General features: G+C 55.7%; 15 protein-coding genes. 6 read left to right on the forward strand and 9 right to left on the reverse strand.

The features are described 5' to 3' along the window. Positions 1-227: 227 nt before the first annotated feature. From IEY52_RS07185 to IEY52_RS07215, 7 genes are all read right to left on the reverse strand, one after another. Complete coding sequence (locus IEY52_RS07185; protein ID WP_189001845.1) at positions 228-3,533, reverse strand: SMC hinge domain-related protein; 3,306 nt, start codon at positions 3,531-3,533, stop codon at positions 228-230. Further along, positions 3,530-4,075, reverse strand: a complete 546-nt coding sequence (locus tag IEY52_RS07190) for a GerMN domain-containing protein (RefSeq protein ID WP_189001846.1) — start codon at positions 4,073-4,075, stop codon at positions 3,530-3,532. The genes IEY52_RS07185 and IEY52_RS07190 overlap by 4 nt, the downstream gene beginning before the upstream one ends. Beyond that, on the reverse strand, positions 4,072-5,454 hold the full coding sequence (locus tag IEY52_RS07195; RefSeq protein WP_189001847.1) for an N-acetylmuramoyl-L-alanine amidase family protein: 1,383 nt from the start codon (positions 5,452-5,454) through the stop codon (positions 4,072-4,074). The genes IEY52_RS07190 and IEY52_RS07195 overlap by 4 nt, the downstream gene beginning before the upstream one ends. Further along, positions 5,451-6,041 carry an SsrA-binding protein SmpB gene (gene smpB, locus IEY52_RS07200; protein ID WP_308424995.1) on the reverse strand — a complete coding sequence of 197 codons (591 nt, stop codon included), beginning with the start codon at positions 6,039-6,041 and terminating at the stop codon, positions 5,451-5,453. The genes IEY52_RS07195 and smpB overlap by 4 nt, the downstream gene beginning before the upstream one ends. Before the next feature lie 123 nt (positions 6,042-6,164). Next, complete coding sequence (locus IEY52_RS07205; protein WP_229684667.1) at positions 6,165-7,025, reverse strand: carbohydrate ABC transporter permease; 861 nt, start codon at positions 7,023-7,025, stop codon at positions 6,165-6,167. Then, positions 7,022-8,221, reverse strand: coding sequence for a carbohydrate ABC transporter permease (locus IEY52_RS07210; RefSeq protein ID WP_229684668.1), 1,200 nt, complete (start codon positions 8,219-8,221; stop codon positions 7,022-7,024). Before IEY52_RS07210 ends, IEY52_RS07205 begins: the two co-directional genes overlap by 4 nt. Positions 8,222-8,397: 176 nt before the next feature. After that, positions 8,398-9,633 carry an ABC transporter substrate-binding protein gene (locus IEY52_RS07215; protein WP_189001849.1) on the reverse strand — a complete coding sequence of 412 codons (1,236 nt, stop codon included), beginning with the start codon at positions 9,631-9,633 and terminating at the stop codon, positions 8,398-8,400. A gap of 491 nt (positions 9,634-10,124) precedes the next feature. Here IEY52_RS07215 and asnS point away from each other — a divergent pair, with 491 nt between their 5' ends. Next, positions 10,125-11,420, forward strand: coding sequence for an asparagine--tRNA ligase (asnS, locus tag IEY52_RS07220; RefSeq protein ID WP_189001850.1), 1,296 nt, complete (start codon positions 10,125-10,127; stop codon positions 11,418-11,420). A gap of 103 nt (positions 11,421-11,523) precedes the next feature. Here the strand turns inward: asnS and IEY52_RS07225 are convergent, their stop codons facing one another. Next, on the reverse strand, positions 11,524-12,774 hold the full coding sequence (locus IEY52_RS07225) for a cation:proton antiporter domain-containing protein (protein WP_189001851.1): 1,251 nt from the start codon (positions 12,772-12,774) through the stop codon (positions 11,524-11,526). A 253-nt stretch (positions 12,775-13,027) separates the two neighbouring features. Next, a complete protein-coding gene (locus IEY52_RS07230; RefSeq protein ID WP_189001853.1) occupies positions 13,028-13,492 on the reverse strand; it encodes a hypothetical protein in 465 nt (154 codons plus the stop codon). Positions 13,493-13,789: 297 nt separating this feature from the next. Between IEY52_RS07230 and gap the strand changes: the two genes are divergently transcribed. From gap to IEY52_RS07255, 5 genes are all read left to right on the forward strand, one after another. Beyond that, the gene (gap, locus tag IEY52_RS07235; protein WP_189001855.1) at positions 13,790-14,782 is read left to right on the forward strand and encodes a type I glyceraldehyde-3-phosphate dehydrogenase; all 993 of its coding nucleotides are present in this window, start codon (positions 13,790-13,792) and stop codon (positions 14,780-14,782) included. 93 nt (positions 14,783-14,875) lie between these two features. Next, positions 14,876-16,039, forward strand: a complete 1,164-nt coding sequence (locus tag IEY52_RS07240; protein WP_308424996.1) for a phosphoglycerate kinase — start codon at positions 14,876-14,878, stop codon at positions 16,037-16,039. Between the two features lie 115 nt (positions 16,040-16,154). Beyond that, complete coding sequence (tpiA, locus tag IEY52_RS07245) at positions 16,155-16,910, forward strand: triose-phosphate isomerase (protein WP_189001860.1); 756 nt, start codon at positions 16,155-16,157, stop codon at positions 16,908-16,910. Positions 16,911-17,114: 204 nt separating this feature from the next. Further along, positions 17,115-17,471, forward strand: a complete 357-nt coding sequence (locus IEY52_RS07250) for a hypothetical protein (RefSeq protein ID WP_189001862.1) — start codon at positions 17,115-17,117, stop codon at positions 17,469-17,471. A gap of 124 nt (positions 17,472-17,595) precedes the next feature. Continuing rightward, a complete protein-coding gene (locus IEY52_RS07255; RefSeq protein WP_189001864.1) occupies positions 17,596-18,312 on the forward strand; it encodes a PleD family two-component system response regulator in 717 nt (238 codons plus the stop codon). Positions 18,313-18,358 lie beyond the last annotated feature (46 nt).

Below are 18,358 nucleotides of genomic sequence, written 5' to 3' on the forward strand. Positions count from 1 at the left end.
CGGACCGGGTGGTGTTCTTTGACAAGGGGGCAATTGTGGAGGAGGCCACCCCGGAGGAGTTTTACAACAACCCGCAGCATGAACGCTCCAAACTCTTTCTTTCCCAGATCCTTGGGCATTGATCATCCTTCAGCATCATGCTGTCCCCTTCCAGAAAGGAAGGGGATTTTCTTTGACTCTACAGCTCTATAAAATCAGAGCAATGGTTCGACTTTCACTGCACAGAATCACTGCACAAAAGTCTCAATGTCGCTGTTTTTGATGCTGAAGGTTCTGGACACCCCTTTGGCATCCGTGGTGACCCCCCAGAGCGCATGGGCAATTTCCATGGTGGCTTTCTGGTGGGTGACCAGAATGAACTGGCTCCCTTTGGAGGCCAGCAGCTTTAAAAAGTGGGTGAACCTTCGGATGTTGGCCTCGTCCAGAGGAGCATCCACTTCGTCCAGAATGGCAATGGGCAGGCCACGCTGGTCTTCTGGTGCTTCTGAAAGGGCAAACAGGAAAGCAAGCCCCACCATGGTCCTCTCCCCTGCAGACAGCAGGTGGATGTTGCGGGTGCGTTTGCTTCTGGGTTGAACCACCATTCCCATTCCTGTCGGTTTGCCGGTTTCATCCCGCTCCAGCTGCAATTCTCCCAGGCCGCCCAGCAGTTCCTGCGCATAACTGGAGAAAGCCGTCTTGACCCGGTCAAAGGCCAGATACAGCTTGTTGTGGATGTCCTGCCTGAGGTCCTTCAGGGCTTCCCGGATCTGCTGGATGGCATTCCGGGTGTCCTGAATGTCGCTTTCCATAACCTGCAGGCGCTGGGATTCATGCTGGTGTTCCTGTTCGGCCAGGGCATTGATGGCCCCGAGGTCCAGCAGCAAGCGTTCCAGCGTCTGAATACGAGAAGTCCAGTTTCTGAGGTCCCCTTCGGGCATCTGTTCGGGTGGGGTGACCTCACCGATTTCCTGCCGCTGGGTTTCCTTGCGGGCCAGGTTCAGACGGGTGTTTTCCAGGGTGCGCTGCAGATCTGCCACTTTGCGGGTCAGGGCAGCATGTTGTTCGGAAATCTGGCGGTATTCCTTTTCCAGAGGGGCCAGCTCAGGCTTGCTGAGCGCCTGCAGTTTGCTCTGGTGGGTGCCCAGTTCACGCTGATGGTTGTCCAGGTTCAGCAAATAGCCCTGAATCTGTCCATTCAGACGCTGGTGTTTCTCACGGGTGCTGCTCAGGCGCTGCAGTTCCTGCTGGTGGTGCTGGTAGGCGGTGTGCTGTTCTTTGACCCCGTGCAACTCAGAGGTGAACTGCTGTTCCTGCTGGCGCATGGTTTCGAGGTCCTGACGAATCTGCGCAGTGGCTTCTTCCAGCACCTGCACACCAGCAGGGCTCGTGGTGCCTGCTTCTGCATGCATTCTGCCCTGCACGCTTCTGAGTTGCCTCTGCAAGGCATCCCTGCGGGCAGCAGCCTGGGTGAGGGTGCGTTCCAGCTGGGCTTCCTGGCCTTTTTCCTGCTGGTGTTTCAGGCGAAGATCTCGCACCTGGTCTTCCAGCTGTTTGAGGCTTTCCTCCAGCGAGCGTTCCTGCTTGCGTGCCCGGTCTGCTTTGCGGTCCAGATCGTCCAGTTCGTCTTGCAGGTCATGGTAACGCCGCTGGTCGGCCAGCACCGTCAGACCAGAGTCTTTCAGTTTACCCCCGGTGACGGCTCCTGTGGCCTCGATGACCTCTCCATCCAGGGTCACCAGTCGGGGCCTCTGGGCATGGCTGCGGGCAATGCGGATGGCGGTGGGATGGTCCTGCACCATCAGGGTGTCTCCCAGCAGGTGTTCACTGATCAGGGGAGGATCACTGGGGCACTTGTTGTGGGCGTAACCCAGCACACCACGCTCAGCCAGCAAACGGCTGTCTGGCCTCACACGGGATCTGATCAGGTCCAGCGGCAGAAAAGTGGCCCGTCCTCCAGAGCGTTTCAGGTGCTCAATGGTGTCCTGGGCCACCTGGGCATTCTGCACCACCACCTGCTCCAGCCTGCGTCCCAGGGCTGCAGTGATGGCGGTTTCGTACGCTTCGGGAACACTCAGGCAGTCTGCCACACTGCCAATGATGCCCTCGATGTCGCTGTTGAGGGCATTTCTGGCCCCTTCACCATAGCGGGCATAACTGTTGAGCAGCACTTCCAGGCGTTTGAGTTCCCGTTCCAGAGGGGCTTTCTCGTTGTTGGCTTTTGAGAGGTCGTTTTTGGCAAGTTGCAGGTTCTTGCGGGCCATTTCAAAAGCATCCAGTGTGGTTTTGTACTGCTCCTCTGTGAGGGCCAGCCGGGAACGCACCAGGGTCAATTGCTCCTCGGTGGTTTTGAGGTTTTCACTGTCCTGATCGACCAGGGTTTGCAGGTTGTCTGCTTCTTCTTGCAAGGTGGCGTTCTGGGCTTCTTCACGGGCCGCTTCCTGGGCCTGCAGGTAAGCCTCTTTGAGGTCTTTTTCGCTGGCCTGCAACCGGCGTTCAGCACTCTGCAGGCGGATTTTCAAGGACCTCAGGCTGGCCTCAATCTGCACCGGGTCTGCTGCAGGTTTCTCGATGGCAGGCAAAGCTTCCAGAAGCTCCATCTCTGCAAGCAGGTTCTGCTGGTCCTGCTGCAAGAGGTCCAGATATTTTTCGGTGTCCCGCACCCGCTCTTCGGCATTTTTAATCAGGCGCAGGGTGCTTTCGTATTCTGCCCGTTCCACGCCTGCGGCCTGCAAGGCCAGCCTGAGGGCTTCCTGACGGTTCTGTAAGGCCGTGAACTGTTCTGCTCCTTGCTGGATTTCTGCTTGCAAAGCAGTTTCCTGGGTTTGCAAATCCTGCAATTCACGGGTGAGACCCTGATGCTTTGCCCAATGGGTGGCCTGCTGCAGGTGCTGCAATTCCAGGGTGTAACGGCTGTGTTTGCGGGCGGTTTCGGCTTCTCTGTTCAGTTGCTCGGTTCTTTCCCGCAGACCCGCAGCCACCAGTTCCAGCTGTTCCAGGTGCCTCTCCACTTCCACCAGACGGTCCAGGGTCTGTTTTTCCCGGTGGGTCAGGGCACTCAGACCTGCAGCTTCTTCCAGGTAGCCCAGCAAAGTCTTGCTGTCTGCTGTGACCACCCCGGAGACCTCTCCCTGCCCGATGGCAGCCAGACCTCCCGGTCCCAGGCCACTGCCCCTCAGGGCATTCTGGATGTCCCGGACCAGCACGTTTTTGCCCAGCAGCTCCTGTTCGGTGTCTCCATCCCGGTACACCCGGCGGGCCAGGTTCAGGCGCTCAGGGAGAGGGCTTTTGTGGAGGCCTGAAAGTTCCAGCAACACCTCTGCCAGACCCAGGGAACTTTTGCCCTGGCTGCCGTGGAAAATGAGTTCGGTGGCATTGCCGGCCCTCAGCTCACGCACCCTTGCCGTGTGGGTGGCCCAGCGGATCGCCTCGATGACGTTGCTTTTCCCGCTGCCGTTGGGACCAATCACAGCGTTGATGCCAGGCACAAACTCAATGCGGGTCTTCTCTCCAAAACTTTTGAACCCTTGCAGGCTGATGGACTCAATTCTCAAGGACAACTCTCCCGGTTGAACGCATTGCGCAGATCCACATGACCCGCCAGACTCTCCACGGTCTTGCCCTCCACCATGAAAGCCACGTCCAGATTGTTGGGGTTGAGGTCCAGCAAGGTGCGGGTGATGGTACAGATCAGCAGCAGCTCAGCGGTGCTGCCATAATTGAGTTTCTGCCAGGATGCAGGAATGTTCACATAATAATGGCCTTCCCGTGTGAACACCACCGGAGCATCCCCGGTTTTGGGCAGGGTGCTGACGCTGCCTTCCGCCTTGGGTCCAGTCATCAGGGCTTTGATGGCCAGCTGGGCCAGGGTGGTTTCATTGTCCACTGGGAGCTGCAGGCTGCGTTCCTCGGTGCGGTATTTCTCCAGGGCAGGATCATTGAAATACAACCGCACATTTTTGGATACGGTGGCCCCTCCGGTATTGAGGTCATATTCGGGCACACTGGGCGGCAGGGTCACAAAATAATAGAACAATCCGGCAGCAGCCAGCAGCAACAGGGCAATGATGTTCACAGGGGTGAGCACTTTGTTCATGGCTTGAGGTCCTTCTGGGTCTGGGGGGTTTGCTGGGCTTTCTGGGTTTTCTGGTCTTTGGGGGTCAGGTAAACCGTGATCCCCCGGGCCAGCCCGAGGGCCAGGGTGTCCAGGTAAGTGGAGTCTTTCAGTTTGGCCAGGTCCTGAGCGTTCTGGGGGTAGCCCAGTTCCACCATCAAAGCAGCCTTGGGCGCTTCAGAAAGCAGGTACAGGTCGCGGGTGGCTTTCAGTCTGGACTTCACTTTCACTTTGGAAAGCTCTTTTTGCACGGTCTGCCCAAAGGTTTTGAGGGCTTCAAAGTTGCTGACGGCCAGCGAAGTGGCATTCTCTTCACGCAACTGCCGGATGTACTCCAGCTGTTCATGCCCTGCAGGATAAGACATCACCACCCCGCTCTGGGTGTTGCCTGGAGCATAGCCCAGATGCACACTCACAAAAGCATCACTGCTGCGGGCCAGGGCCGCCCGGTTCTGCAAAGACACTGCAGTGTCGCTGGTGCGGGTGTACTTGACCATCCAGCCTGCTTTGGAGAGGGCCTGTCCCATGCGGCGCACCACTTCCAGAGCCAGATCCTTTTCAATCACCCCACGGGTGCCGCCGGTGTCCTCTCCGCCATGCCCTGCATCCAGCACAATGACCGGCTTCAGGACCCGTTCTTGCAAAGCTGTTTGCTTCACCTGAAACTGCGGCCCTGCATCCAGCACCAGCCGGGCACTGCGGTCCGACAGGGGGGTGAAAAAGAACTGGTAACCAGATCCTTTGGGCAAGGGGGCACGCACCACCAGATCATCTCCATCCACCTCCACCTTGACCCTGGGCAGGTGTTTTCCAGATGAGGTGTAGGTGGTGCCTTTGGCCCATGTGCTCCGCACCACCAGTTTGATTTCACTGGCCGTGGATTGGTCTTCAATGGTCACATTCTGATCCAGCTCAAACACCAGACGGTCATACTTGCCATCTGTTTTGGAGGCCACATTGCCCAATCTGGCCCGTGGAATGACCAGCTGGTTTCCAGACATGGTGATGGCCAGCGCATTGGCCAGCTGTTGCACCGGAACAAAAATGCCCCGGTTGACCACAATGGCAGGGAAGCCCGTCTGGGTCTGGTCGTTGACCTGGATGTAATACGCCTGGTAAATGCCTGCTGCTGGATTGGACTCGATGGGCAGGGTCAGGGTGTTCTTGCCGTACTTGACCCGCACCGTCCGGGCATCCACCGAAACCAGAAAGTACGGGCTGAGCAGTTCTGCCCGCACAAACTGGACCCCATAGTAACTGATGCTCTGCACCTGTTTTTTCCCCACACCCAGGGTTTGCAGGGTGTACTGGGCGAAAGCGGTGTTCATCAGCAAAAACAGCAGCAGCAAAAACCGTTTCACAATTCCCTGAGTTCCCGTTTCATGGTTTTTTCAGCTTCTGCACGGCGTTTGTCGTGCAGCTTCTTGCCCCTGGCCACAGCCACTTCCACTTTCACGTACTGCCCTTTGAAGTACATCTTGGTGGGAATGAGGGTCAAACCTTTTTGCACCAGGGCTTTTTTGAGTTTGACAATCTCAGAGCGGTTGAGCAGCAAACGGCGTTTGCGGCGCGGCTCGTGGTTGTTGTAGGTGCCTTTTTCGTAAATGGGGATGTAAAGCCCTTCCAGTTCGATGTTGCCATTTTCCAGACGGGCGTAAGCGTCCCGGAAATCCACCCCACCAGCACGGATGCTCTTGACTTCCGTTCCGGTCAGGACGATTCCGGCTTCATAACGCTCCAGAATTTCATACTCGTAGTTGGCGCGGCGGTTTACGTACACGACTGACATTCTATCCTCTTTTCTTGAAAGAGTCCTTAGTTGTAAAGGAGGTCTTTCCTTATCAAGGCAGGGGGTTTCGGGCAGGGCAGACAAAGTGAGGATGCTCCAGAGGACCAATGCCCCTGGAAAGGCGTTCTGTCTCTTTTCTGGAAGCATAAAAATGAACATTTGGGTTTGAAGGGAGGTTTGAATCGGTCATGTTGCCCATCCTAAACAAAAAAGCACCCCGACGAAATCGCCGGAGTGCTTAGAAACGTCCCTGGAAAAATCAGGTGTTCTGACTTAACCTGCTCAGCCTTTGACCGAACCGGCCAGCAATCCGCGGATGAAGTACTTCCCGAGGAAGATGTACACCAGCAGGGTGGGCAGGGCGGCCAGCAGGCTTCCGGCCATGGGCAGGTTCCACTTCACGGCTTCACCACCGGCCAGCTGGGCCAGGGCCACCGTGATGGGCTGGGAGTCGGGGTTGGTGAGGGTCACAGCGAACAGGAACTCGTTCCAGACCTGGGTGAACTGCCAGATGATCACCACCACGAAACCGGGGATGGAGATGGGCAGAATGATGTTGGTGTAAGCCTGGAAGAAACCTGCACCGTCAATCTTGGCGGCTTCCATCAGTTCATCAGGAACTTCAGAGTAGTAGTTCTTGAAGATCAATGTGGTGATGGGAATGCCGTAGATCACGTGCACCAGAACCAGTCCCCAGATGGAGCCGTAGAGGCCCACACTTTTCAGGGTCTGGAAGATGGGGATCAGGGTGCTCTGGTAGGGAATGAACATCCCGAACAGCATCAGGGCAAACAGGATGCCGCTTCCCCAGAACTGCCATTTGGAGAGGATGTAGCCGTTCAGGGAGCCCAGCAAAGCAGACAGCAGGGTGGCCGAGATGGTGAGGACCAGGCTGTTCTGGAATTTGGGCAGGAACAGGCGCATGGCTTCTGCAAAGCCCTGCCAGTTGGGGGTGGTGGGCGGAACCCAGGCGGTCGCCAGGTTGATCTGGGAGGGATCTTTGAACGCAGTGATCAGCACCATGTACATCGGCACCAGGAAGAACAGGGCAGTGATGCCAAGGACCGTGTAGACGATGGGCATGGGGATCAGGGTCTTGTGGGTGCTGCCGTGGGCGGCACTGGCAGGAGCAGCCTTGGTCATCTGCGTTCCTTTCTCAGGGAGGTGTACAGGTAGGGCACGATCACGGCGGCCACCAGCACCAGCAGGACCATGGAGATGGCAGCACCTTTGGCGAACTGGTTGCTGCGGAAGCTGGTCAGGTACATCAGCAGGGCAGGAACGTCGGTGGTGGCGTTGTCTGCACCGGCCATGGCAAAGACCAGGTCGAAGATTTTCAGGCTGATGTGGCCCAGAATGATCACGGCGGAGAGGGTGATGGGGGTCAGCAGCGGCAGAATGATCTTCTGGTAAATCTGGATCTCGGTGCAACCGTCCACACGGGCGGCTTCACGGAGGTCTTCGGGAATGCCCCGGATTCCTGCGAGGTAGAGGGCCATGGTGTAACCAGCCATCTGCCAGACTGCAGCAATGATGATGCCGATGAAGGCAAGGTTGAAACCGTGGTCTTCAGGAATGGGGTAAAGCCATTCAGCATTTCTGCCCCAGATGATGCCCCACACCAGCAGAACCAGTCCAGAAATGGCAGCCACAATCATGCGATTGGTGTTGCGGTTCTGCCATGCCTGGTAGGCCAGGTAGAAGAACACCAGACCCACCACCAGAGCGGTGTAGAAAGGCACATCCTGCCAGTTGAACTGCCAGACTTGCTGGCGGGTGTTGAGCCACTGAAAGCCAAAGTATTGCTTATCAGTGCCAAAAAGTGTGTTCAGTGCACTGTTGCCCAGCTGGTTGAAGCCCCCACCAGGCTGCAGCAGCCAGCGCCAGATGGTTCCGGTCACGATGAAGGACAGGGACATCGGGAACAGGAAGAGGGTTCTGAAGAAGCTCTCCCCTTTGGGGTTCTGGTCCAGCATCACGGCCAGAATGAGGCCCATGCCCAGCGATCCTGCAATGAAGAACACGGTGAAGAACAGGGTGGAAACCAGGTCCTGCCGGAAACGGGAATCCAGCAGACCGGTGAACAAATCACCATAGTTCTGGAATCCGATGTACTTCAATTGGGGGTTGAGGGCAAGGGTCTGGGCAGGGTCCTGACCCCAGTTGGTCAGGGAGGTGTACATGGTCTGCCCAATGAAGCCGTACACAAAAATGCCCACCAGAATGATGCTCGGGATCAGCAGCAGCGCTGCGTACAGCCGGTCAAAATCCATGGGTTTTTTGGAGGCCGTCTTGGGAGACGGGGTGTTTTTAAGGATGGGTTGTTTTGCATTCGCCATGGTGCGGCTCCTACTCTGTCTTGCACAGCCCTTTTTGTGACATCCAGAACGTTAAAAAAATCCCACCTCTATAGGGAAGGACGGAGAGAAGACGTTCTGGCTCCCGATGAAAAAGGGGGTCAGTTCACCCTCCGGTGAACTGACCCTCGGGAGTTTTAGGGGTTGTGCGTGAAAACTTACTTGCCCAGGTTGCTCTGGGTTGCGATGGCCTCGGCAGCGTTGGCGGCCTTGGTGGCGCTCTTGGTGGACAGGTAGATTTCCATCACGGTGGCGAAGTTGCTCATGAAGGTCTCGTTGGCAGCTGCGCCGTGCACCAGGCTGCCGACGATCTTGTTGGTGCGGAAGTCTCTGGCAGCACTCTGGGAGTACTTGCTGTACTTGCTGAGGTCGGAGTCATTGCGGGGGGAGATGGAGCCCTTGAGGGGGTTGAACGCATCCTGACCTGCTTTGGAACCCAGCAGACGCAGCCAGTTGGTGACTTCGGTTTTGTTCTTCACGCCTTTGGGCAGACCGAAAGCGTCGGCCAGCATGATGAATGTGCCATTGGTACCAGGGGAAGCCACGTAGCCAAAGCCCGTGCCTGCTTCCAGTTTCAGGGTGGTGGAGAGGTATCCTGCAGCCCAGTCACCCATGATGTTGAAGGCGGCTTCGCCACTGACCACTTTGTCGATGGCCTGCTGCCAGCTCAGACCGGAAGCGTCGGTGTTGGTGCAGGCCAGCACTTTGCCGAAGTTTTCCCAGACCTTGATGGCTTTGGGGCTGTTGAACTTCAGTTTGCGGTTCCAGAGGTTCAGGTAATCGGCTGGGCCCAGTGTGCCCAGAGCGACGCTTTCCCACAGGTGTTGCTGGGTCCAGTTTTCGCCGACTTCCAGGGGGGTGATGCCTTTGGCCTGGAGGGTTTTGCAGGTGGCGAAGAATTGGTCCCAGGTTTTGGGAGGGGTGATGCCCCACTCGCGCAGTTTGGCGGGGTTGTACCACATCACGTTGGAGCGGTGCACGTTCACGGGAACGACCCAGGGTTTGCCATTGGTGCTGATCAGGTCAAGCAGGCCTTTGGGGAACACTTTGTTCCAGCCCTGCTCTTTGTAGAGGGCGCTGAGGTCGTCCATGCGGCCTGCAGCCACCCAGGTGCCGGTCAGTTCCTGACCAGCGTGCACCTGGAAGGAGTCTGGTGGATCTCCCCCGAGCATGCGGGTTTTGAGCACAGCACGAGCGTTCACACCTGATCCCCCGGTCACAGTGGCGTTTTGCACGTCCACTGCGGGGTATTTCGCTTTGTACAGCTTGACGAGTGCTTCCAGGGCAGGACCTTCGTCTCCGGCCCACCAGGAGAAGATCTCAAGCTGCTTGGACTGGGCTGCTGCGGATGCAGCCAGCAGTGAAACAGTTACGGCGGCGAGTACTTTCTTCATAGTTGCTCCCTTTCCACCTTGATCAGTTTGTGATGTCGTTACCCAAACGGTAACGCCCAAAACAATGTTCTGTCAAGGCCTCCCTTGTGTTCTGTTGTTTCTGCGACCGCACGACCAAAACACTCTGACGTGGCGGCAACACGTGAGTGGTGGTGCTTGAAGTGGGATGTAAAGCAGTCCTCATATGCTGTTCGCGGCACAAACAGCATACTTAGTTTTCAGAACAAACTAAAGGTAGCAGAATCCACCCCGGCCTGTAAAGCCCCCTTTCAAAATCTTTCAAAGTCAAAAGGGAAGTGCTTCCAAGAACTTCAAGAACACGCTTTCATAGACCAAGTTCAGTATATCCTGAGGCGTTTGCAGAAACCTTACAAAGATTCGTAAACGTTCACAAATGTATTTCCACTGGAACTGACCCGCTGAAAACGCCACCAGACCAGAGCCCCCTGACCTTCCCAGAATTTGACTGGACAACTTATAATCTGTAGGTTATGACGCTCATCCGTGACCTCAAACAACATGCTGACCAGACCGTGACATTGCAAGTCTGGCTCACCGGAATCCGCTCCAGCGGCAAAATTCACTTTCTGCAGATCAGAGACGGCTCGGGTTTCATGCAGGCCACAGTCTTTAAAGGAGATGTCTCCGAAGAGGTTTTCCAGACGGCCAAACGCCTGCAACAGGAAGAAAGCCTGATCCTCACTGGCCTTGCAAGGCTGGACGACCGCGCGCCTGGGGGCGTAGAGCTCAGTGTGCGTGAAATTCAGGTGGTGGCCGACAATGCTGCCGATTACCCCCTCACCCCCAAAGAACACGGCATTGACTTCCTGCTGGAACACCGTCACCTGTGGCTGAGACACAAGCGGCCCTGGGCGATCATCCGTGTCAGAGACGCAGTGCAAACGGCCATCAACAACTTCTTCCATCAGGAAGGCTTCATTCGCTTTGATGCTCCCTTTTTCACACCCAACGCAGCAGAAGGCACCACCAACCTCTTTGAAATCAACCTCTTTGACGAGGACAAAGCCTACCTGAGCCAGTCCGGGCAGCTTTATGGAGAAGCCGGAGCCCTGGCTTTCGGGAAGGTGTACACCTTCGGCCCCACCTTCCGGGCAGAAAAAAGCAAAACCAGACGCCACCTGCTGGAATTCTGGATGATCGAGCCCGAAGTGGCCTACGCAGACCACCAGGACAACATGGCCCTGCAGGAACGCATGGTCAGTTCTGTGGTCAGCCATGTGCTGAACCATTGTCAGGAAGAACTGAAAATTCTGGAACGGGACCTCGAAAAACTGAAACCCGCCTCAGAGGGCAATTTCCCCAGAATCACTTATACAGAAGCCCTGGAGATCCTCAAAACCTACGGACGCGACATCCCCTGGGGTGAAGATTTTGGTGCGCCCGATGAGACCCTGCTGGGCAACCATTTTGACCGTCCGGTCATCATCGAGAAGTACCCCACTGCATTTAAAGCCTTCTACATGCAGCCTGACCCCGAAAATCCTGACACTGTATTGTGCGACGACATGATTGCTCCAGAAGGCTACGGAGAAATCATCGGAGGCTCCCAGCGCATCCATGACTTTGAACTGTTGAAAAGCCGCATCGAAGACCATGGCCTGCCTTTAGAAGCCTTTGAATGGTACCTGGACCTCAGGCGTTATGGCAGTGTCCCGCACAGCGGATTTGGTCTGGGTCTGGAGCGTCTGGTGTCCTGGATCACCGGAATTGACCACCTGCGGGAAGCCATTCCCTTCCCCAGAATGCTCACCCGCATGTACCCCTGAGCCTCCAGAATCTCTTTCTGACCATAACAGCAGAAAAAACCAGGAACAGAAGTTCCTGGTTTTGATTTTGACAGGCGCTTTCAAAAACACTTCATTGCACAATTTATTGAGGGGTTTTTGCTGAAGTCTCCCCCATCTGCTGGCCTGACCAGCGCATGCCCAGCTGAAAAATCGGCGTGGCCAGCATGGTGGTCACCACCGCCATCAGCACCATGATGCTGAAGAGCAAAGGACCAATCAATCCCATCTGCAGCCCGATGTTGAGCATCACCAATTCCATCAGGCCCCGGGCATTCATGAGCCCGGCCAGAGCCAGTGCATCTCCCCGGCTTTCCCCTGACCTCCAGGCCAACCAGCCACAGCCCACCAGTTTCCCTGCAGAAGCCAGAAAAATCATCAATAGGGCAACCAGCCATCCAGAAATGCTGCTCAGCAAATTGAGCTGGGTGTTCAGGCCCGAGATCACAAAAAAGATCGGCAGCATCAACTGGGTGGTGAGTGGGGCAATGCGCTGTTCCATTGCCTGCACCACCCAGCCTCTGGGGGAAATCATCCCAAACAGAAAGGCCCCCATCACATAGTGCATTTCCAGGTATTCGGTGGCCGAGGCACACAGAAACAGCAGAACCATCCAGATGGGAAGGGCCCAATCGGTGGCCTGTTTCTGGCTGAGGAAATCTGCCAACCAGCGCAGCATGGGACGCAACACCAGAGAGCACACCAGCAGAAACACCATGGTTCCTGCACCTTGCACCACAGCATGTTCAGAGTTCCCTCTGGCGAGCACCAGAACACCTGCCAGCAAAAGCCAGGCCACCACATCATCTATGGCAGCACTGGCCAGGGCCAGAGCACCCAGACGGGTGCGGGTCATGCCAAATTCAGACAGAATGCGAGCAAGCACTGGAAAAGCGGTCACGGAAAGCGCCACCCCCAGAAAAAGCACCCCCACCAGCGGGGTTTGAGAAGCAGCCAGATACTCTGGATAAGACATCAGAAAAGCTCCAGCCCCAATGCCCAGCAACAAGGGCAAAACCATTCCACCAATGGAAATGTTGATGGCTTTGCGGTACATCTTCTGGATCTGTTGCAAATCCAGTTCCAGACCCACCAGAAACATGAACAGCACCAGCCCCAGACTGCTGAGGTTCTTCAGGAGCCCCACAGATTCTGCTGGAAACAGGGCATGTTGCACTGTGGGTGCCATGAGGCCCAGCAAGGAAGGCCCCAGAGCAATGCCAGCCAGAATCTCTCCAATCACCTGGGGTTGACCCATGCGGCGCATCAGCAGGCCAACCAGCCTGGCCACCAGCAAAATCACAGCCAGTTGTAAAAACATCAGGGTCAGACTCATGGTTGGGTTCCTCTTTTGCAGGTTGGGTTTTTGTGGTTGACAGCAGAAGAATTGAGGTTCCCAGAACGCTGCATCTGATTTGAGCTTAGCATTGAAAAGGGTTTTTCAGGGTCGGTCCCAGCACAACACAACCCTGGCTGCCCTGACAAAAATGATGTCTCTTTGCGTCAACACGACAGACAAAAGCAAGAGTGGACAAACATGTCCACTCTTTTGCCCTGGCCTTTTCACCACAAAAACGGATACGAAGGGATCAGAAACTGAATCGGATCCCTGCTTTTACAGCAATGCCATCTGGTGTGGCCACCTGGGTGTACAGGACTTTGCTGTAAGCCACTTCTGCAAACGCAGAGAAGCCCAGTGCCAGTTCATATTCAGGGCTGGCAAACACGTAGCCATTCACAGCCCAGTTGTTGGTCTGGGTGTCTCTGACCAATTCAGGGCCAGCCCCCACTTTCAATCTGAACCCTGCTGCAAGGGGAAGATCTGCCAGCACAGCAGCTTTGAGGTTGAAACCAGGGTTGTTGCCTCCCTGCAAACCTGCTTCAATCCTGCTGCCAATCAGCAGGCCATCCTGATCAAATTGCACAAAAAATCCCTGGTTGCTGAGGTTGTTGGTGCCAGGAAGAAACTGGTAGGTTGCCCCCACCCCAAGGCTGACCTGGGCCATGGCAGTGCTGAGGGTGCTGAAAACAAGAAAAGCCATCCACTTTTTCATGCTTGCAGTTTAGGGTCTGGCTGGTGATTTTGCATGAAAGTGTGGGGAAATGTCCATTTAGCAGGCCAGAAATTCCTTTGCAATCAGATTGTGAAATGTTTATTTTTTAGTTATACCTGGTCTAAATCCTTATGTTTTCTCAGAAAAATCACCTCTTGCAGATTAATCTGGTGAAAGGGCTGCTACACCAATTCTGCAGCACGGTTTTATTTAGCGTCACAAAGACACCAAAATCCAAACAAGTGGGGCATGTGCCTTGACGGAATGGTGTTAAACTACTCAGCGGAGGAAATGACCATGAAAGTAGGCATTAACGGTTTCGGACGCATCGGACGCTTGGTCTTCCGTATTCTCGTCGAACGCGGCATTGAAGTTGTTGCCATCAACGACCTCACCGACAACAAAACCCTCGCAACCCTTCTGAAATATGACTCCACCGCCGGTCGCTTCAACGGCACTGTGGAATATGATGATGACTCCCTCACTGTCAACGGCAAGAAAATCAAAGCCCTGGCCGTGAGAAACCCCGCAGAACTCCCCTGGGGCGAGCTGGGTGCAGACCTCATCATCGAGTCCACCGGCATCTTCACCAACAGAGAGCAGGCTTCCCTGCACCTGCAGGCCGGAGCCAAAAAAGTCCTGATCACTGCTCCCGCCAAGAACGAGGACATCTCCATCGTGCTGGGCGTCAACGAGCAAGATTATGATGCAGCTGTTCACAACATCATTTCCAACGCTTCTTGCACCACCAACAGCCTTGCTGCACCCATGAAGCTGATCGATGAAGCTTTCGGCATCGAAAAAGCCATCATGACCACCGTGCACAGCTACACCAACGACCAGCGCGTGCTGGACCTGCCCCACTCTGACCTGCGCCGTGCCCGTGCTGCCGGAATCAACATCATCCCCACCAGCACCGGAGCCGCCAAAGCCGTTGCTCAGGTTTACCCCAACCTGAAAGGCAAGTTCGATGGCACCTCCCTGCGCGTCCCCACCCCCACTGGCTCGATCAGTGACGTGGTGGTGCTGCTCAAGCGTGATGTCACCGTGGCAGAAGTCAACGCCGTGTTCAAGGCTGCAGCCGAGGGTTCCCACAAGGGCATCATCGACTACACCGAAGATCCCATCGTGCTGACCGACATCCAGGGCGACCCCCACAGCGCCATCATCGATGGTGGTCTGACCATGGCCATGGGCAATCTGGTCAAATTCTTCAGCTGGTACGACAACGAGTGGGGCTACAGCAACCGCATCGCTGACCTCGTTGAACTGATCCAAAACAAAGCTTAATCCGATTTACCCCCCTGTCCGATGGACATTCTTCCTGCTTTCGGGGAAGGATCACTCCAGACCAGGGGGGTCTTTCAACTTCAAGGAGTGACCATGAAACTCGAAGATTTAAACGTACAGGGCAAACGCGTGCTGGTGCGCGTCGATTACAACGTTCCCATCAAAGACGGCGTGGTGCAGGATGAAACCCGTGTGGAAGCCTCCATTCCTACCCTCAAATACCTGCTGGACCAGGGCGCAAGCCTGGTGCTGGCCAGCCACCTGGGCCGTCCCAAGAATGGACCTGAACCCAAGTACAGCCTGGAAGCCATCGCTCCTGTGGTGGAAAAACACCTGGGCGTGCCCGTCAAGTTCATTGCTGGCAGCCCTGACAGTGAAGAAACCCTGGCTGCCGTTCAGGCCCTGCAACCTGGTGAAGTGGCCCTGATTGAAAACGTGCGCTTTGCCGCTGGCGAAGAGAAAAACAATCCCGAACTGAGCGCCAAATTTGCAAAACTGGCAGATGCTTTCGTACTGGACGCCTTCGGAAGTGCCCACCGTGCCCACAGCAGCGTGTCTGGCGTGGCCGAACTGATTCCCTCTGCGGGTGGCTTCCTGCTGCAAAAAGAAGTGGACGCCCTCGGCAACCTGCTGGGCGAACCCGAGCGCCCTTACGTGGTGATCATCGGTGGAGCCAAAGTCTCCGACAAGCTGCTGGTGATTGAAAACCTGCTGCCCAAAGTGGACCGCATCCTGATTGGTGGCGGCATGGCCTACACCTTCGTGAAAGCCCAGGGCGGCAAAATCGGCAAATCCATCCACGAAGACGACTTCATGGACAAGGCCAACGAACTGCTGCAGAAATACGGCGACAAGATCGTGCTGCCCACCGACACCCTGGCTGGCGACGCATTCAGCCCTGAAGCCAACACCGAAGTCTTCGATGTCTTCAACATCCCCGACGAGTGGGAAGGCATGGACATTGGTCCAGCCAGCCGCGAAGCTTTCACCACCGCTCTGGCCGGAGCCAAGACCGTGTTCTGGAACGGCCCCATGGGTGTGTTCGAATTCGAGAAATTCGCCGGTGGCACCAACGCCATTGCTGCCGCAGTGGCCGAACTGCAAGGCGCTTACACCCTGGTGGGCGGCGGTGACTCCGTGAGTGCCATCAACAAGAGCGGTCAGGCTGACCGGATCAGCCACATCTCCACCGGTGGTGGGGCCAGCCTGGAACTGCTGGAAGGCAAGAAGCTGCCCGGCGTTGAAGCAGTGAAGTAAACGATTTGCAGAAGGCAGAAAGCAGAAAGCAGAAGGCAGGAACAAGCTAAAGCTTAAGCACCATTGCCTTCAGCCTTTGGCCTTCTGCCTTCTGCTGTGACGAAAGGAACACAACATGACCAAACCCCAGACTTTCCTCGCCCTCAACTGGAAAATGAACAAAACCCCCTCCGAGTCCATCAAGTGGGCCGAAGAACTGCTTGGCCAACTGGACGACCTGAACATCAAACTGGCCATCATGGCTCCCAGTGTAAGCCTTGCCGGTCTGAGTGGTGTGCTGGGCGACTCCCAGGTTGGACTGGGTGCCCAGGACATCTCCCAGCACGCTTCTGGTGCTTACACCGGTGAAGTGAGTGCTGCCATGCTGAAAGACCTCGGGGTCAAGTATGCCGTGGTGGGCCACAGTGAGCGCCGTGAATACCACTTTGAGTCTGATGCTGTGGTGGCCGCCAAAGCTGTGCAAGCCATCAAAAATGGCATTGTACCCATTGTGTGCGTGGGCGAAAAACTCCCCGAGCGTGAAAAGGGCGAGCATGTCAGCTACACCCTGGCCCAGTTGCGCGGCAGCCTTGCGGGTGTGGAACTGCAGTCCGCCGATGATCTGGTGGTTGCTTATGAACCCGTGTGGGCCATCGGCACCGGCAAAACCGCCACAGCTCAGGATGCGGAAGAACTGTGTGCAGCCATTCGTGGTGTGCTGAAGGAACTCTACCCCCAGTTTGCAGACCAGATCGTGGTGCAATACGGTGGCAGCGTCAAGCCCGACAACATCAGCGAAATCTGCAGCCAGCCCAATGTCAATGGTGCCCTGGTGGGCGGAGCCAGCCTGCTGGTCAACGGTGTGACGGGTCTGGTGGACGGGCTGAAGTGAAGAACCCCAGATCGCAATGATCTGGCAACGGTTTCATGAACACCATTCAAAAGCAGAGTGATCCTCTGCTTTTTTTGTTTGGCACAGCGGTTTTCAGATTTCTGTAAGGGAATACAGCGATTGTGAAAAAGCTCTAACATGTTTCCAAAACGCAAAAAGAGCATGAAGCGCAACCCTTTTCTCACACAAACCGTATCCAGAAACATGAAACGTTCTTTTCTGTGGGTGCTGGTCAGTCTGCTCTTTCTGGGTTTCTTCAGTGATGCATTGGCGAAACGCAGCGGTGGGGGATTCGGTCGCAGCACCCGGTCCAAACCCAGTGTCTCTGCCCAATACCGCGCTCCCGGCAAAACTTATGCTGCACCCAGACGCACTTACAGCAATTCCCGTTCAGGTTTTCCCAGCTTCATTTTTGTTCCTTTTTTTGGTTTTGGGCATCTGGGGTACGCATACAGTCCTTTCAGTTTTCTGGGGGTGCTGAGCCTGCTGTTGAATCTGGTGGTGTTGGCGGTGGTGATTGCTTTTGTGGCATGGATGGTGCGCAGAATGCGCCGCGCATAAAAGTGTCAGAGTGGGCCTGTCATACTGGAGCATCCCGGCTGAAACAGCAGAAGAAACAATGCTGCTGTCATCCCGACTCCCCTTTCAGACATTCAGGGAACATTTCACCTCACGGAGCCCCAGCATGCAGAACCCCGAGACAGCCCTAAAATTTGCCCTGGCCTGCACGTCCCTCCAGCAAAACAGCAGCTTGCAGGTCTTGCACGCGGTTGCAGCATCCCTGCCTGAGCTTTTTCCGGGCAGTCGGTTCCAGCTGGATGAACAGACCCTGCTTCCGGTGGGCTGGTTCAGTGAGGTGGAACATCGGGGGTATGTCAGCCTTCCTCCCACCCCACTGGCGTACACAGTCACCCTGGCTTCACCTCCATCTGAAGCAGAAAAACTGTTGCTGGCCTGCTTCTTGCAGCAGTTTGAACAGGCGTTGCTGTTGACAGCATTTCAGGAGGAATTGGACCGTCAGGCCAGAAGAGACTGGCTCACCGGTCTTCCCCACCGCTTTCAGCTGTACCGGCAGCTGGATGCTTACGGTCGATTGCTGTCCTCTTATCATGTGGGGTTGCTGGAATTGACCCACATTTCCAGCACGGACCAGTTGCATCGTCCGTTCATGGACCATCTGATTCTGGAAGTGGTCAAAATCCTGAAGCAACACACCCTGCATGCTTACCGTTTTGAATCCGAACGTTTCGTGTTCATTCTGGACCAGCAGCAGAAAGAAAACCTGCTGACCCAGCTTGCAGACATGCCCGAACTGGGTGTTCGTCTGTCCTGGGCAGACACCTGGGAAGGCAGTCCAGAAAACATCGTGGAGGCCCTGGTTTCCCGGATGCAGACCGCTTAAAACAAAGCTCCATGGAAAGAAAAAGACCTCCTGAAAACAGGAGGTC

Source organism: Deinococcus roseus (assembly GCF_014646895.1).
Taxonomy (GTDB): domain Bacteria; phylum Deinococcota; class Deinococci; order Deinococcales; family Deinococcaceae; genus Deinococcus_C; species Deinococcus_C roseus.

Excerpts from the sequence above, each read along its gene's own strand:
- IEY52_RS07190 (WP_189001846.1), bottom strand. The coding sequence starts at position 4,075 with ATGAACAAAGTGCTCACCCCTGTGAACATCATTGCCCTGTTGCTGCTG.
- smpB (WP_308424995.1), bottom strand. The coding sequence starts at position 6,041 with ATGTTCATTTTTATGCTTCCAGAAAAGAGACAGAACGCCTTTCCAGGG.
- IEY52_RS07205 (WP_229684667.1), bottom strand. The coding sequence starts at position 7,025 with ATGACCAAGGCTGCTCCTGCCAGTGCCGCCCACGGCAGCACCCACAAG.
- IEY52_RS07210 (WP_229684668.1), bottom strand. The coding sequence starts at position 8,221 with ATGGCGAATGCAAAACAACCCATCCTTAAAAACACCCCGTCTCCCAAG.
- IEY52_RS07215 (WP_189001849.1), bottom strand. The coding sequence starts at position 9,633 with ATGAAGAAAGTACTCGCCGCCGTAACTGTTTCACTGCTGGCTGCATCC.
- asnS (WP_189001850.1), top strand. The coding sequence starts at position 10,125 with ATGACGCTCATCCGTGACCTCAAACAACATGCTGACCAGACCGTGACA.
- IEY52_RS07225 (WP_189001851.1), bottom strand. The coding sequence starts at position 12,774 with ATGAGTCTGACCCTGATGTTTTTACAACTGGCTGTGATTTTGCTGGTG.
- IEY52_RS07230 (WP_189001853.1), bottom strand. The coding sequence starts at position 13,492 with ATGAAAAAGTGGATGGCTTTTCTTGTTTTCAGCACCCTCAGCACTGCC.
- gap (WP_189001855.1), top strand. The coding sequence starts at position 13,790 with ATGAAAGTAGGCATTAACGGTTTCGGACGCATCGGACGCTTGGTCTTC.
- IEY52_RS07240 (WP_308424996.1), top strand. The coding sequence starts at position 14,876 with ATGAAACTCGAAGATTTAAACGTACAGGGCAAACGCGTGCTGGTGCGC.
- tpiA (WP_189001860.1), top strand. The coding sequence starts at position 16,155 with ATGACCAAACCCCAGACTTTCCTCGCCCTCAACTGGAAAATGAACAAA.
- IEY52_RS07250 (WP_189001862.1), top strand. The coding sequence starts at position 17,115 with ATGAAACGTTCTTTTCTGTGGGTGCTGGTCAGTCTGCTCTTTCTGGGT.
- IEY52_RS07255 (WP_189001864.1), top strand. The coding sequence starts at position 17,596 with ATGCAGAACCCCGAGACAGCCCTAAAATTTGCCCTGGCCTGCACGTCC.